Origin of the sequence: Risungbinella massiliensis, from assembly GCF_000942395.1 — a bacterium.
GTDB classification, from domain to species: Bacteria; Bacillota; Bacilli; order Thermoactinomycetales; family Thermoactinomycetaceae; genus Risungbinella; species Risungbinella massiliensis.
Map to the genome: position 1 here is coordinate 1,265,660 of NZ_LN812102.1, position 13,829 is coordinate 1,279,488.

Here is a 13,829-nt window from a genome sequence, read left to right on the forward strand (position 1 = left end):
AATGAAAAGCATCCTGCTACTTGGAATGTAGTGGGATGCTTTTTTCTATTAGGTGTATCTTTTCAACTCAAAATATGTCATAGTGCTTCCCATAGACAATGGTAAGAACCTCGCTCATCTTTACAACCCTTGCATCTAACAATTCAATGCGAATCTGCTTTCCTTCCTTCGTAGTCATCTCTACTTCCGTCACTCTCTTCTTTGGATTGCTATTGACCACAAACAAATCTAAGCGGACATCATCTACCGTATTTTTCTTATTCGTTAGATAAGATCGGTAAAAAATATGATACTGTCGCAAATACTCAAAACACCGCACAAAATTTTCCACCTGATTTTGCTGTCCTTCTACTAGCACTTTAATCATCGAAACACCTCATTCTTGTGATCTAGTCTTCCTATCACTTGCTAAAAACTACTGAATATTACATTAATACTAAATATCCCCTTTACGCGAACCATCTTTCCATAGTAAACTCTTGAAAACAAATTATATTCTGTCTATTTTTGTTTCCAAGCGAAATATAGATACCCAATCAACAACTCGATAAGAAAAGATAGTTATGGAAAAAGTAAAACCAGATAACATGTTTATCAATTACAAAATAGAAATAGTATCTATAATTAAGAGTATCTGATTCTACCTTGGATTAGAGAAAAGAGATTACCTGTGTACAGGTAATCAAAGATAGTTGGGAAGGATCGGTAAAAAGGTGTAATTAACTACAATGCTTATTTTAGAATTGGCAAAACAATCTTGCATGATTTGGATATTTCCTTATTTGGCTATCTAAATTCTAATAACTCCACATAAACAACCAGATATAACTCCTATTTTCCGAATTTTCCATAATAGTTTTTTGGAAAAATGAATACAGCTGTCACATATCGTGGAGTAGAATCGCAAAGGAAGGTGAAAAAAATTTTAGATCCACAAGACTACAAAAAACTCGGTGATTTGCTAAAACAAAAGCGAAAACAAGCAAATCTAAGACAGGAAGACCTAGCAGATAGCGAAATCTCCGTATCTACCATCAGTAACATAGAGCGTGGTTTAAGCAATGTCAAATTAGACAAGATCGAGTATTTATGTGAAAAACTCTCTGTCTCAGTAGAAGATCATTTAAATATTTTTATCCAGGATGAGAAAGCCAAACTAGAAGATCTAGAAAGAAAGCTGTTTTTCATCGAAACACGTATTGACACCAAAAAATTTGAGTTCGCATTGTCAGATTTAAAAAGTCTAGGTGTCGAAAGTAACCACTTGCCGAAGATACAAGCCAAAATACATTACTAAAAAGGACTTTGTTACTATGGTAAGGAAAACTGGCAACGATCAGAGAAAGAATTTGCAAAAGCCATAGCTGTAGTTGATGAGCATCCTGAATTAACCTACACTAATATAAAATCTTTAGCTTTTAAAGATTTGGGGAGAATCTGCCTGTTTCGAGATGGAGATCTGAATAATGCTGTTTACTACTCCAATTTAGGAATTGAAAAGTTTGATCCAGAAGGGTTGCGTCCTGATGCTCTGCACACCTTACTAGTATCAAAAGCATCGTATTTGGAAAAGTTGGAATGTTACGAGGATGCTCAAAATGTTTTAGATATTTTGTGGGAAGAAGAAGAGAAAATATCTAAAATGGATGTACGACTCAATATGTATGAAATACAATCCAATATCTTAAATGTACAAGGATTGCATGAAAAAGCACGTGATTGGGCTTCTCAAGGAATCCAGTTAGCCAGATGGAACTCCTCTTTTGATTGTCTTGTTGAACTCTTAACAGTTCTAGGAGATATCTGCATAAACCTAGGTAAATATGATGATGCAGAGAAGAGTTACTTATTAGCCCTCAGTTTAGAAGAAAGAGTGAAGAAGAAATACCTACTTATTACCACCAACACTCAGTTAGGTATATTATATTTATCTCAATCAGATAAGAAAAAAGCAAAGAAGTATCTTGAAACAGCTACTAAACTGTGTGGTAAAGATATGTTCAGGAGTGTTGCAGCCTTCAGTGCACTTGGTGAGTATTATCTTTCGATTGATCACCCTAAAGAAGCAGAAAGCGTTCTAATACAAGCATTTGAATTTGCAAAAAAACTTGATCAAGATGCGATAAAAAAAGATATTCTTGTACAATTAGGACAATGTACACAAAAAATAGACAAAGGAAAGTTTATTAAGTATCTAGAAAATTCTTTCCGTCTTGATGTACAATTACGAAAGAAAAAAAGAGGAGGTGCATTTTCTATGTACCGTCTTGAGAGTGACCCACCAGATCAAGCTAGATAAGGCATTTGGTAAAAGACCACAAATTTTTCGTGGTCTTTTTTTGTTATCTCTTAAATAGAAAATCGCAAAATATCTTCTTATTATTGGAATTTCCAAGATAATTTATCAGTGTTGAGCATGTTGCATAGTTAGCCCTAAGCCAAAGGTTTTCCCCTTTGGAGATGCGACTATGAGCGATAGGGAGCCGGAGCAGATCATAAGCGGGAAAACCGGTGGCGCGCCTACGTTTAACTTGGATTAATGCAACAAGCTAAGTGTTAATTTTATCCGCAAAAGTAGACACAAACTCTAAGAATCACAGGGCAGAATATTTAGAGTATACAAATAATGATAACCCCTTTCAAACTCTTTATAATTAAGGCATACCAAACAGATTGGGGGGAAATACATGAGATTCAGAGATCATTATCCTGCCAACAATGACACACGATCAGCTATGCGTGATGCTTATGGCGAAACTAGAGATCTTTATCTAAAAGTATTTGGCCATGTGGACGTTCAGTATTGGCCTGAACAAGACGACACTTGCGGCGACTCCTACTCTGGTTTTATTCCAACAAAAAGCGAAGTATCTAAAAGCTAGTTCACTTAAGACAATGATACAACGGGGGGATTCACTTCTCCCTTTGTATCATAATCTAATCGGAAATGGAGGATTTACATGTTAACCATTTCTGAGCAGACATTAGATTTGCTTAATGTTTCCCATTCAACAAGAGAAAAGTTGGAAGAGCTAAAAAACTATGATTTAAGTTTTCTAACCGATAATTTCACAGATGAACATCATAAAGAAGGTAGAAAATTTTCAGCAGAGCAGATTTACCCTATTGTGAAACATTTTGGCAAAGCAGATAGGGAAATTGCTCACAACATCGAACAGGAGTTCAGAAAATTTGTAGCCCTTACATTAATTCGACCAGGAGTGACACATGCCCCAAGTGGTCCAGTAGATATGTATTGGCATTTTTTTATTCTTCACACTGAGGAATACCGAAACTTTTGTACAGCAATTTGGGGTGGCTTTTACGATAATTAAATCTGATCTATAGAACCTCTTTTGAGGTTCTTACTTTTTTCTACACAGGAGGACACAATGGTTATTCGAGAAATCAATGAAAATAATGCAAAAGAATTCAACAGACATTTATCTGCCCTAGATTCAGAAACAACTTTTCTATTGTTTGAACCTGGTGAAAGAAACATGAATGAATCTACCCAACGAGCGAGATTGAATCAAATCATTAGTAAAAGCAATCAGACCATTATCATCGCTGAGCAAAACAAAGCAATTGTTGGTCATATTGCTCTAATGGGAGGTTTTTGTAAGAGAAATTCCAGTACAGCTACTTTGGTTATTGCTCTGGAGGAACCATTTCGTAACCAAGGATTAGGAAAAACACTTATGTCTTTTGCAATAGACTGGGCTTCCAATAGTAACATGCACAGAATCGAACTCACTGTTATGTCTCACAATAACAACGCCATACACCTCTATGAGAATTTTGGATTTGCAAAAGAAGGGGTTAGACGTGAATCGTTGTTAGTTGGGCGAGAATATGTAGATGAGCTTTACATGGGGAAAATTCTAACATAAAGGATGATTTTGCTTGGTGTGTAATGAGTGTGGTAGACGAACCGGGACGGAATCAGAAGTAGATGGGTTTACTGGTGTTTGCGATGAATGTATGGATAAAATCAGTACTAGTGTCGAGATAGTCATTTATGATGATGATGATTGGTATTATTAATACTCACCTAATGAAATAGAAAAAATCCCTCTAAAAGAAGCAGACACTCGGGAAAAAAGTATCAGGATGAATACGTTTGGTAAAAGCTCTCATCGTCCTCGTTCAGTACTTGGTTGTGCAAGATAAAGACCTCAAAGAGTTAAATTTTCTAGAGCAAATCTCTCCACTTAGTAACCAGACATCCCTTCGGATTGCTGGAACTTTACGCCAGAGACGAACTTAGTAGTGAACATGCATATAACTTTATAACTTTCCACAACGGGAAAAATACCTATTTATTTTCTTATAGTATCATATATCCAAAGGAGGCTATGATAAATGCTCAAAATCAAAACCATCACTCCTGAAGACACCTATCCAATTCGACATAAAGTCTTACGACCAAACCAACCAATCGAAACATGCCAATACGATACAGATCATCAAAAGGATTCATTTCACTTAGGGGCATTTCTAGACGGCAAGCTAATAAGTATCGCATCTTTCTACTGTGAAACAAACGACTGTTTTAATACAGATTTACAATACCGTCTAAGAGGAATGGCTACGCTGGAGGAATATCGAAATCAAAAAGCAGGTAGCTCCTTGATCCAATATGCTGAAACGCTACTGAAAAAAAGAGGGGCTCAGCTATGGTGGTGTAATGCACGAACTTCTGTAAGTAACTACTATCAAAAACTAGGATTAAGTGAACATGGGAAAGTATTCGAGATTAACCCAATCGGGCCACACAAATTGATGTACAAAAAAATAGCGAAGTAAAGAAACAAAGCAGAAACTCAAAGCTGATATCTATTTCCCTTCATCATCCCATACTTTTAACTTCTCAATCGGCAAATCCCCATCTGTGATCCAAGCTTCTACCGTTTGGTTAAATAACATACTGTCCGCAAACGAAAAGCCATGACCTATGTTTGGTACTACCACACACTTACTATTCGTATTACTATTTGCAATCTTCACTGCCGATTTCTTCATGATGCTTTTCTCTTTTTCTCCTACTGTGACTAATATTTTCGCTGTACAGTCACTGAAGTTAGGCGGCAGATCATACCGAAGGTTTTCTCGAAGTATTTCAACAAGGGTATTGGCATTCATATTGGCACTCTCTTGATAGTATGTTTCAAAGGTATCATCGCCAATATATAGTTCCTTCGCTTGAATTCTCGAAAATATCCTGTTTTTTGCAAGTCCAGCAGTCAGTTTGATTGTTGGTGTTACCATGTAGTTGATCATTCGCATGGACATCGGCATGACGAGGGCACTATTGATAACCGCATAGCGAATAAGATCGGGAGCTAAACCAAGTATCTCGATCGCTACTTGTGCACCTAAAGAAAAGCCAACTAGCGTAACATCCTTTCCAGCTCCCTTTTCCTCGATTAAGTCAATGATTTCCTTTGCACAGCTGTTGATGGAAAAAGTCGTTTCTTTATTTCGCTTGCCATGACCTTGAAGAGTCGGTACTAGACAATGGTAATTCGAAAAATGATGTACTTGCTGATCCCACATCCAACCACTAACACCACCGCCATGTAAAAAGACAATCATGGGGGCTTCTTTGTTTCCATACTCTTCATAATATAATGTCATCGTAACTCCTACCTTATTGTTATCGCTTTTAAAATATTTTATCATGCTTTAGTAGACTAAAAGACCTAAACAAAACCTTGATATCGCGATGTAGACAAATCTTCCTCGAAAAGTTGGGACAGATCCAGAACGAGTTTTCTAAGTAATACAATTGGAGAAAAAAGATTGGTCTTTGGTGGTGTAATGTAAGAATTTCTGTAACTAGACGGTCAAGTTAGTTGAAGAGGTTTTTTATATTATAAGTAGAAAAATACAGAAACTTATGTTTTGAAAGGAGAATACATGTTAAGGAGAGAACTTATTTCTGTAATAGCAAATAAAATATTAGGTTTAAAAACAAACCATCCCATTCGAGTAGGGATTAGCGGAATTACATCTTCTGGAAAAACAACACTTGCCAACGAACTTGCTACGGAACTTCAAAGTAGAAACAAGAATGTTATTAGAACAAGTATAGATCATTTTCATAATCCAAGGTCTATTCGTTACAAACAAGGGAAGGAATCAGCTCTTGGCTATTACGAGGATGCTCATGATTATGAATCCTTTAAACAAAAGCTTTTAATTCCTTTAGGACCAGCAGGAGACTTTCATTATCAAACAACTTCTTTAGACTTAGCAACAGATGAATATGTTGAACCACATATACAATTAGCGAGTAAGGACATGATTTTAATTGTAGATGGAACCTTTTTATTTAAGAAACATTTATGTGACCTATATGATTTTAGAATATTCGTTGATACTGACTTTGAATTAGCTAGAAAAAGAGGTGCTCAACGAGAAAAACAAACTTTTGGAAGTTATGAAAAAGCGGAAGAAATGTTTATTAAAAGGTATCACGCAGCGTCAAAAATCTATTTAGATGAACATAAACCTCAATTTAAGGCAGATGTGGTTATTAACAATAATGATTTACATAACCCGGATTTTGTCAATTAAATCTTATAGAGCATGTTGCATAATTAGCCTCAAGCCAGAAGTTTTCCCCTTTTGAAATGCGACTATGAGCGTAGGGAGCCGGAGCAGATCGAAAGGGGAAAACCGGCGGCGAGCCTACGTCTAATTAAGATTAATGCAACAACCTCTTATAACAAATATCTTGAAAATATAACCTTGGCGGATAATTGATCACCACCAAGGTTTCTCTATGATTTCATCTATATTATATAAGTCCCTCTATCAACAAACAAACACACATAATCGCACCACAGATCATCGTCGCTTTTAGTGCGGCATCCATGAGTGGCAAATAAGCTTCAGAGCGATTGGTATCTTGTAGCTGTCGATAGACCCGATATAGCGGAAGAATCGAGATCAGTGCTACTAGAGAATAGATAGGCAATGCACCTAGCGCAATGCATAAGAACAAGGTTAGATAAGCCAACATCGCCATATACCGAGAGAAACGTAATGCCTTTTTCTCTCCCCAAACCACTACTATCGTTCGCTTTCCAGATTCTTGGTCTGTTTGCCAATGAAGGAAGTGATGGTTAAACAGGATCAAGGTAGTCAAGATCCCAATAGGAAGGGACAACAATAGAGCGCGATAATCTAGTTGCATTGTCTGTACATAAAAAGATCCCATAACTGGTAATACACCAAAGGCAATCAGAATCCCAATCTCACTATACCCTTTGCCTCTATAGCCAAATTTGATTGGTGGTGCAACATAAAAATAAGCGATGAAAGCTCCTAGTGCTCCAAATAGTAGCACCCACCAACCAGTTAAGATACTTAGAATAACTCCACAAGCAAGTGCCACTGCAAACATGCACCATGTGAGTTGGCTGAATCTCTTTTCGGACCAGGTTCCTTGTGCCAAAACTCCCGAATGGGTCGACACCACCTCTCTATTACTTGCCACTACATCTACTCCATTTCGATAATCCCAAAGGTCGTTAATAAGGTTGGAAAATAGATGTGCACTAGCTGCACCGATCAAAGTAAGTAATAGAAGAAATGGATGAAATATATCATTATAAACATAAGCCCCAAGTGCCCCTAGCAGAACCGGAAGTATCATAACTGGTAAGACATAGGCACGTGATACTTTTAGAATCGAAATAACATTATTCATTATGCGCACTCTTTTCTTGAGATATTTTTCACAAACTCTATTATAATAGGGTAACACCAGAAACCATCACTTGAAATCTATTGAAAAATATACCAATAACCCAAGTGAATCAGTTTTATACCACTAGAATCAGTCCCCAATGAGGGTTGAGCAATTGAATAGGCTAGATCTTCCAGAAATTTATGTTCACAGCACGATTGAAAAACGGTAAAATAGGATTGGGTTTATCTAATTTTATCTAGATAACTCATGCCATCATTTATTGTAATGGTAAAAACCAAGGGGGTTTTTTAGACCGTGAAACTTTGGAAAAAACTGCGTTGGGTCGCAATTAGTACCCTAGCTTTTGCTATGCTACTTCCAACAGCTGTCTCTGCCGATGCGGTAGTAGGCGAAACAATTGTAACATTAGGAAAAGATTTAACTCCTCAGCAACGCCAACAAATCTTGAATGAGATGGGCTTTGCATCTGAGAACGACGTAGATAAAATTGTCGAAGTAACCAACGAAGAAGAACATCAATACTTAGGAAAATATATGCCAGCGGCTACCATTGGTACTCGTGCACTCTCTTCAGCAAAAATTGTCATCTCCGAGAAAAACAAAGGTGTCTCGATCAAAACGACTGACAAAATCAGCAGCATTACCAATGCTATGTACGCTAATGCTGTTATTACCGCAGGAGTGAAAGATGTTGACATCTTCATCACAGCTCCTTTTAAAGTATCAGGTACTGCTGCTTTGACTGGTATCATTAAAGCGTTTGAGCAAGCAACGGGAACCAAGATCTCAGAAGAGCAAAAACAAGTAGCAAACCAAGAGTTGGTACAGACTCAAACTATTTCTGAGCAGATTAAAGATCCAAACAAAGCTGCTCAATTCATGAACAAGCTAAAAGAAGAGATCGCGCAAGAGAAACCAGAAACACCAGCAGATTACAGAGATATCATTATTAACATCTCGAATGATATGGATATCACCCTTAACCAAACTACCATCAATCAACTAGTTACCTTCTCCGAAGGATTCTCTAGCCTAAACATTGATGTAGACCAACTCACAGATCAAATCTCCAAACTAAGCGGAGATCTACAAAGTATCTTGAACAGTGAAGAAGCAGAAGGATTTATCGATACCATCCTAGAATGGCTAGGAGATATCTTTAATGCCATCGGTGGTTTCTTTAAAGCGTTGATTCCAGGATCACGCCTCGTCTAATCTAAATAAAAAAGAGTCCAATCCAATTCTGGATTGCGACTCTTTTTTTATCCAAGTAGGTTCTCAATTGATATTGTTATAGAAAAGGCACAATCATTGTTGTCTTTCTATATAGAGCTTGTTGCATAATGAAACCAAAGCCAGAGGTTTTCCCCTTTTGAGATGCGACTATGAGCGGTAGGGAGTCGGAGCAGATCCCTCAGGACAGGCAGGACAGGCGGAAGCGAGAAAACCGGTGGCGCGCCTACGCTTAACTTGGATTAATGCAACAAGCTATATATATAATAAATAAATAGATCCTATTATATTAACTATCCTTTGAAACCATCTACAAATAAAATACTTTATTTATCGGCTAAGGAGGCACTTATTTGAACTTTCAATTACGCAATAATCGATATCAGCTTCTCCAGCTGTTGGCTGACGAGGAACTAACTCACTTGTATTTAGCAAAAGATACGGAAACGGATGAGGAAGTAATCGTAGAAATCCTACAGCCTAGATATGCGGTGCAAAAAGCGATTCGAGAGCAATTTTTACTTAATGGAGAAATGCTTCAATCGCTCCAAATTCCTAACATTGTCAAACCAATTTATTTAGAGTCTAGTAAGACAATCTGTTACCAAGTTTGGAGCAAATGTAGCGCGATCTCGTTAGAAGAGTATATTGGCTTAAATCAAGTTCTATCACGAGAAGAATCTCTCCAAGTAGCTTATGAGATCACCTTCTTACTGGAGGCATTGCATAATCAGGGATTAACTCATGGAAATTTGTGTTCTGCTTCCATCTACTATACTCCTACTCAGCCAGTTGAGTTGAAAGTTCCCATGGCTTTATCTAAGGAGGAACAAGCAGGTTTAAACATACTATCCTATAAAAAGCAAGCTCCTTTTGCAGTTCATTATCAATCTCCTGAACAACTACGTGGAGAAAAAGGTACCGTCCAGAGCGATCTCTATGCTTTGGGGGTCATTTTATATCGGGCCGTATCAGGGTCTTTTCCTAATCAAGAACCAAATGGAGGTCATCCCAAGAATCTCACAAAAGACAACAAACTGTTGGCTCTGTTAACAAAATTGCTAGACGAGCGGCCTAGTAAGCGTTTTCAATCCGCTAAAGCAGCTCGCCGCGCTATCAGCAAATTAATGGGCAAAGAACGAAAGCTTCCTATTAAACTTCCTTGGATCATAGGAGGAGCTATCTCAGCTGCCGTTCTAATCGCTTCGATACCACTGATAGGTTTAGCAGATCAAGAGGAGATTGACCGAGTTCCTATAGTAGAAAAATCTGGTACTGGCTCCAATTCTAATCAATCCAAAAATCCTAGTTTGCAAGGAGAAGATAGTATGAATCCGAGTGAAGGACCTTCTCCTGATGCAAGTAAATCCAAACAAATTGTCCCGAAACCAGTACAGACCAAGCCAACAAAACCTTCTACTAATTCCAAACCATCATTACCTGATACGCTACCAAAGCCAACTGATCCACCGCCAATAGATCCAAAACCTCCAACTAATCCGCCACCTGATCCAGAACGACCTAAATTTTGTTTCTTTTTTTGCTCAAAGCAAACAAAAAGCCTTTCGGACATGTTGAACATGTCCGAAAGGCTTTCACTTTGAATCTTATATTAGAAAGAGAGCCATTTTTTGAATAAGTGTTTGGAAGCTTCACGGTTCATTGTAGCGATCGCAGTAGTGAGTGGGATTCCTTTTGGACATGCTTGAACACAGTTTTGAGAGTTCCCGCACTCTTGCAAACCGCCTTCCGAGATGAGCGCTTCTGTACGTTCTTCTTTGTTCATTGCACCGGTTGGATGAGCGTTGAACATCGCAACTTGCCCTACAGCAAATGGTCCAATAAAGGTAGCAGTTTGGTTGACGTTTGGACAAGCCTCCAAACAAACACCACAAGTCATACATTTGGAAAGCTCATAGCGCCATTGTTGTTCACTTTCGGATTGACGAGGTGCTGGGCCCAAATCATGAGTACCATCGATCGGGATCCAAGCTTTCACTTTTTTGAGAGCATCGAACATACGACCACGATCTACTACCAAGTCACGTAGTACCGGGAATGTCTTGATCGGCTCTACTTGAACTGGTTGCTCTAGACTATCAATAAGGGCAGTACATGCTTGGCGTGGACGACCATTGATAACCATCGAACAAGCACCACAAACTTCTTCTAGGCAGTTGGACTCCCACTGGATTGGAGCTACCGTCTCACCTTTTGTATTGACAGGGTTTCGTTGAATCTCCATCAATGCAGAGATAATGTTCATGTTTTTACGGTAAGGGACGGCAAATTCTTCTTGATATGGCTCGCTGTTCGCATCATCTTGGCGAGTCACGATCAGCCGAATCACACGTTGTTCACTCATTATGCTGTCCCTCCAGTCTTTTTAGCTACGTCATAGCGGCGTGGGCGAGGTTTGATCAGAGAAGTATCCACATCTTCATATTCAAAGACAGGACCTTCTTCCGTAAACTTCGCTTTGGTCGTTTTGAGCCATTCTTCATCATTACGATCTGGGAAATCTGGCTTGTAGTGAGCACCACGGGATTCATTCCGATTGAGTGCACCGATGGTAATCACTCGTGCCAGTTGTAGCATGTTCCAAAGATGACGGGTAAATGGTGCTGCTTGGTTGCTCCATTTACTGGAATCAATCATATTGATATTTTTGTAACGTTCCATTAGTTCTTGGATTTTGTCATCCGTTTTCTTGAGTCGATCGTTAAAACGAACTACGGTTACGTTATCCGTCATCCATTCGCCCAACTCTTTGTGAATGACATATGCATTTTCCGTGCCTTCCATTTTAAAGAGGTTCTCGTATTTGGTTTGCTCCGCTTGTTCATGTTGGGTATACAAGCTTGTATCGAGATCGTCTGCAGATTTATCCAACCCACGAACATACTCAATCGCTTTTGGTCCTGCTAAGAGACCACCATAAATACAAGAAAGCAAGGAATTCGCACCCAAACGGTTCGCACCATGATACTGATACTCACACTCACCAGCAGCAAATAGCCCTGGAATGTTGGTCATTTGGTTGAAATCAACCCATAGTCCACCCATGGAGTAGTGAACCGCTGGGAAAATACGCATTGGAACTTTCCGTGGGTCCTCTCCAATGAACTTCTCATAGATCTCGATAATACCACCCAATTTGATATCGAGCTCTTTTGGATCTTTGTGGGAAAGGTCTAGATAAACCATGTTTTCCCCATTGATCCCAAGCTTCTGATCTACGCAGACATTGAAGATCTCCCGGGTAGCGATATCACGAGGAACTAAGTTACCGTACTCTGGATATTTTTCTTCTAGGAAATACCAAGGTTTTCCGTCTTTATAAGTCCAAACACGACCACCTTCTCCACGAGCCGACTCAGACATAAGGCGTAACTTATCGTCTCCTGGAATTGCAGTAGGGTGAACTTGGATGAACTCTCCATTAGCGTAGTAAACACCTTGTTGGTAAACAGCCGATGCTGCAGTACCTGTATTAATCATGGAGTTAGTCGATTTTCCAAAGATAATTCCGGGACCACCAGTAGCAAGAATCGTTGCATCCGCCGGGAATGCTTTTGCTTCGCCAGTACGTAGATTTTGGGCTACGATCCCACGGCAACGTCCTTCCTCATCTTTGATGATCGAGAGAAATTCCCAGTGTTCAAATTTCTCTACTCGGCCTTCTGCTTCATAGCGGCGAACTTGCTCATCTAATGCATATAGCAATTGTTGACCAGTGGTTGCACCAGCAAATGCGGTACGATGGTGTTTTGTTCCTCCAAAACGGCGGAAATCGATAAGGCCTTCTGGAGTACGGTTAAACGGAACACCCATGCGATCCATCATATAGATAATTCCTGGTGCTGCTTCTGCCATCGCTTTTACTGGAGGTTGGTTGGCAAGGAAGTCTCCACCATAAATCGTGTCGTCAAAGTGCTCCCAAGGAGAATCTCCTTCCCCTTTGGTATTTACTGCACCGTTAATCCCACCTTGTGCACAAACAGAGTGAGAACGTTTCACAGGAACGATGGAGAATAGCTGAACCCGTGCGCCAGATTCTGCTGCTTTGAGCGCTGCGGAAAGTCCTGCTAATCCTCCTCCGACGATAATTATTTTTTCATTCATGTAAGTTTGTGCTCCCTTCTACTGCATCGCCGTGACGGGGAGATGGTGGAAAGCCCATAACGCACGCACGCCGATGTAGGAGATTACGAGAAATGCTACTCCCCAAACATACGAGGAAACTAGCTGAGCGCGAGGTCCTACAGTCACACCCCAGCTCACGAGGAACGACCACATACCATTACTGAAATGGAATACTGCTCCAATCAAACCAATGATATAAATAGTGAGAACAATTGGACTAGACAAATGCTGTGCCGTGATATTAGCCAACTCTTGAGCCTTCGCAGTATCTGATGCAGCATCTACAAACATTATCGCAATTCTAGTAGACCAAACATGATAAATAATGTAGACGAAGGTTAACACACCAGTGATACGTTGTAGAAGGAACATGTAGTTACGGAAGGTGCCAAAACGATTCACGTTATGTTGTGCTTGAAACGCAATGTACGTACCGTAAACTGCATGGTAGAGAAGTGGCAAGAAAATAAATAGTATTTCTAACACAGGAAGTAATGGTAGCCCCCATAGCCACTCAACTTGTTCGACAAAAGCGTCCGAACCTTTGGTAACTTGGAAGTTGGTATACAAGTGCTCGAGTAAAAAAAATCCTACTGGTATTACACCAAGTAGTGAATGCAGCCTACGATTCATGAACTGACTGCCCATCATACGCCTCCAATCTCGCGACCAATTCGCAATTTTCCTAGTAAATAGGAAAGCGTTTTCGCTACTGTCAAAAATAGAC

The 13,829-nt window shown here is 39.3% G+C and carries 17 protein-coding genes; 11 read left to right on the forward strand and 6 right to left on the reverse strand.

What is annotated here, in order from left to right; translation table 11 throughout:
• Window positions 1–67: 67 nt before the first annotated feature.
• On the reverse strand, window positions 68–367 hold the full coding sequence (locus VJ09_RS06640; RefSeq protein WP_044640784.1) for a hypothetical protein: 300 nt from the start codon (window positions 365–367) through the stop codon (window positions 68–70).
• Between the two features lie 546 nt (window positions 368–913).
• Here VJ09_RS06640 and VJ09_RS06645 point away from each other — a divergent pair.
• The 8 genes from VJ09_RS06645 (at window position 914) to VJ09_RS06670 (ending at window position 4,809) form a co-directional block, all read left to right on the forward strand.
• Complete coding sequence (locus tag VJ09_RS06645) at window positions 914–1,297, forward strand: helix-turn-helix domain-containing protein (RefSeq protein ID WP_187118683.1); 384 nt, start codon at window positions 914–916, stop codon at window positions 1,295–1,297.
• Between the two features lie 219 nt (window positions 1,298–1,516).
• The gene (locus VJ09_RS06650; protein ID WP_187118684.1) at window positions 1,517–2,299 is read left to right on the forward strand and encodes a tetratricopeptide repeat protein; all 783 of its coding nucleotides are present in this window, start codon (window positions 1,517–1,519) and stop codon (window positions 2,297–2,299) included.
• A 388-nt stretch (window positions 2,300–2,687) separates the two neighbouring features.
• Complete coding sequence (locus VJ09_RS06655) at window positions 2,688–2,882, forward strand: hypothetical protein (RefSeq protein ID WP_044640787.1); 195 nt, start codon at window positions 2,688–2,690, stop codon at window positions 2,880–2,882.
• 78 nt (window positions 2,883–2,960) lie between these two features.
• Window positions 2,961–3,335, forward strand: a complete 375-nt coding sequence (locus tag VJ09_RS06660) for a glycine-rich domain-containing protein (protein WP_044641660.1) — start codon at window positions 2,961–2,963, stop codon at window positions 3,333–3,335.
• Window positions 3,336–3,392: 57 nt separating this feature from the next.
• A complete protein-coding gene (locus tag VJ09_RS06665; RefSeq protein WP_044640788.1) occupies window positions 3,393–3,893 on the forward strand; it encodes a GNAT family N-acetyltransferase in 501 nt (166 codons plus the stop codon).
• Window positions 3,894–3,906: 13 nt separating this feature from the next.
• The gene (locus VJ09_RS18390) at window positions 3,907–4,047 is read left to right on the forward strand and encodes a hypothetical protein (protein WP_154662348.1); all 141 of its coding nucleotides are present in this window, start codon (window positions 3,907–3,909) and stop codon (window positions 4,045–4,047) included.
• 76 nt (window positions 4,048–4,123) lie between these two features.
• A complete protein-coding gene (locus tag VJ09_RS18395) occupies window positions 4,124–4,270 on the forward strand; it encodes a hypothetical protein (RefSeq protein ID WP_154662349.1) in 147 nt (48 codons plus the stop codon).
• A 95-nt stretch (window positions 4,271–4,365) separates the two neighbouring features.
• On the forward strand, window positions 4,366–4,809 hold the full coding sequence (locus VJ09_RS06670) for a GNAT family N-acetyltransferase (RefSeq protein ID WP_044640789.1): 444 nt from the start codon (window positions 4,366–4,368) through the stop codon (window positions 4,807–4,809).
• A gap of 30 nt (window positions 4,810–4,839) precedes the next feature.
• Here the strand turns inward: VJ09_RS06670 and VJ09_RS06675 are convergent, their stop codons facing one another.
• Window positions 4,840–5,640 carry an alpha/beta fold hydrolase gene (locus VJ09_RS06675; RefSeq protein WP_044640790.1) on the reverse strand — a complete coding sequence of 267 codons (801 nt, stop codon included), beginning with the start codon at window positions 5,638–5,640 and terminating at the stop codon, window positions 4,840–4,842.
• 282 nt (window positions 5,641–5,922) lie between these two features.
• Between VJ09_RS06675 and VJ09_RS06680 the strand changes: the two genes are divergently transcribed.
• Window positions 5,923–6,582: a nucleoside/nucleotide kinase family protein gene (locus VJ09_RS06680; protein ID WP_044640791.1), complete on the forward strand. Its 660-nt coding sequence runs from the start codon at window positions 5,923–5,925 to the stop codon at window positions 6,580–6,582.
• 223 nt (window positions 6,583–6,805) lie between these two features.
• On the opposite strand, the gene VJ09_RS06685 is transcribed toward VJ09_RS06680, so the two are convergent.
• Window positions 6,806–7,720: a prenyltransferase gene (locus VJ09_RS06685; protein ID WP_044640792.1), complete on the reverse strand. Its 915-nt coding sequence runs from the start codon at window positions 7,718–7,720 to the stop codon at window positions 6,806–6,808.
• A gap of 297 nt (window positions 7,721–8,017) precedes the next feature.
• Between VJ09_RS06685 and VJ09_RS06690 the strand changes: the two genes are divergently transcribed.
• Window positions 8,018–8,938 (forward strand): DUF1002 domain-containing protein, encoded by a 921-nt coding sequence (locus VJ09_RS06690; RefSeq protein WP_052807260.1) that lies wholly within the window; start codon window positions 8,018–8,020, stop codon window positions 8,936–8,938.
• A 371-nt stretch (window positions 8,939–9,309) separates the two neighbouring features.
• Window positions 9,310–10,560 carry a protein kinase domain-containing protein gene (locus VJ09_RS06695; RefSeq protein WP_044640793.1) on the forward strand — a complete coding sequence of 417 codons (1,251 nt, stop codon included), beginning with the start codon at window positions 9,310–9,312 and terminating at the stop codon, window positions 10,558–10,560.
• A gap of 8 nt (window positions 10,561–10,568) precedes the next feature.
• On the opposite strand, the gene sdhB is transcribed toward VJ09_RS06695, so the two are convergent.
• From sdhB to VJ09_RS06710, 3 genes are read right to left on the reverse strand one after another with little or no spacing between them, the layout of a single operon-like run.
• Entirely contained in the window at window positions 10,569–11,321 is a 753-nt protein-coding gene (gene sdhB / locus VJ09_RS06700; protein ID WP_044640794.1) for a succinate dehydrogenase iron-sulfur subunit, read from the reverse strand.
• Window positions 11,321–13,081, reverse strand: a complete 1,761-nt coding sequence (gene sdhA / locus VJ09_RS06705; protein ID WP_044640795.1) for a succinate dehydrogenase flavoprotein subunit — start codon at window positions 13,079–13,081, stop codon at window positions 11,321–11,323. Before sdhA ends, sdhB begins: the two co-directional genes overlap by 1 nt.
• Window positions 13,082–13,099: 18 nt before the next feature.
• On the reverse strand, window positions 13,100–13,753 hold the full coding sequence (locus VJ09_RS06710) for a succinate dehydrogenase cytochrome b558 subunit (RefSeq protein WP_044641662.1): 654 nt from the start codon (window positions 13,751–13,753) through the stop codon (window positions 13,100–13,102).
• Between the last annotated feature and the right edge of the window lie 76 nt (window positions 13,754–13,829).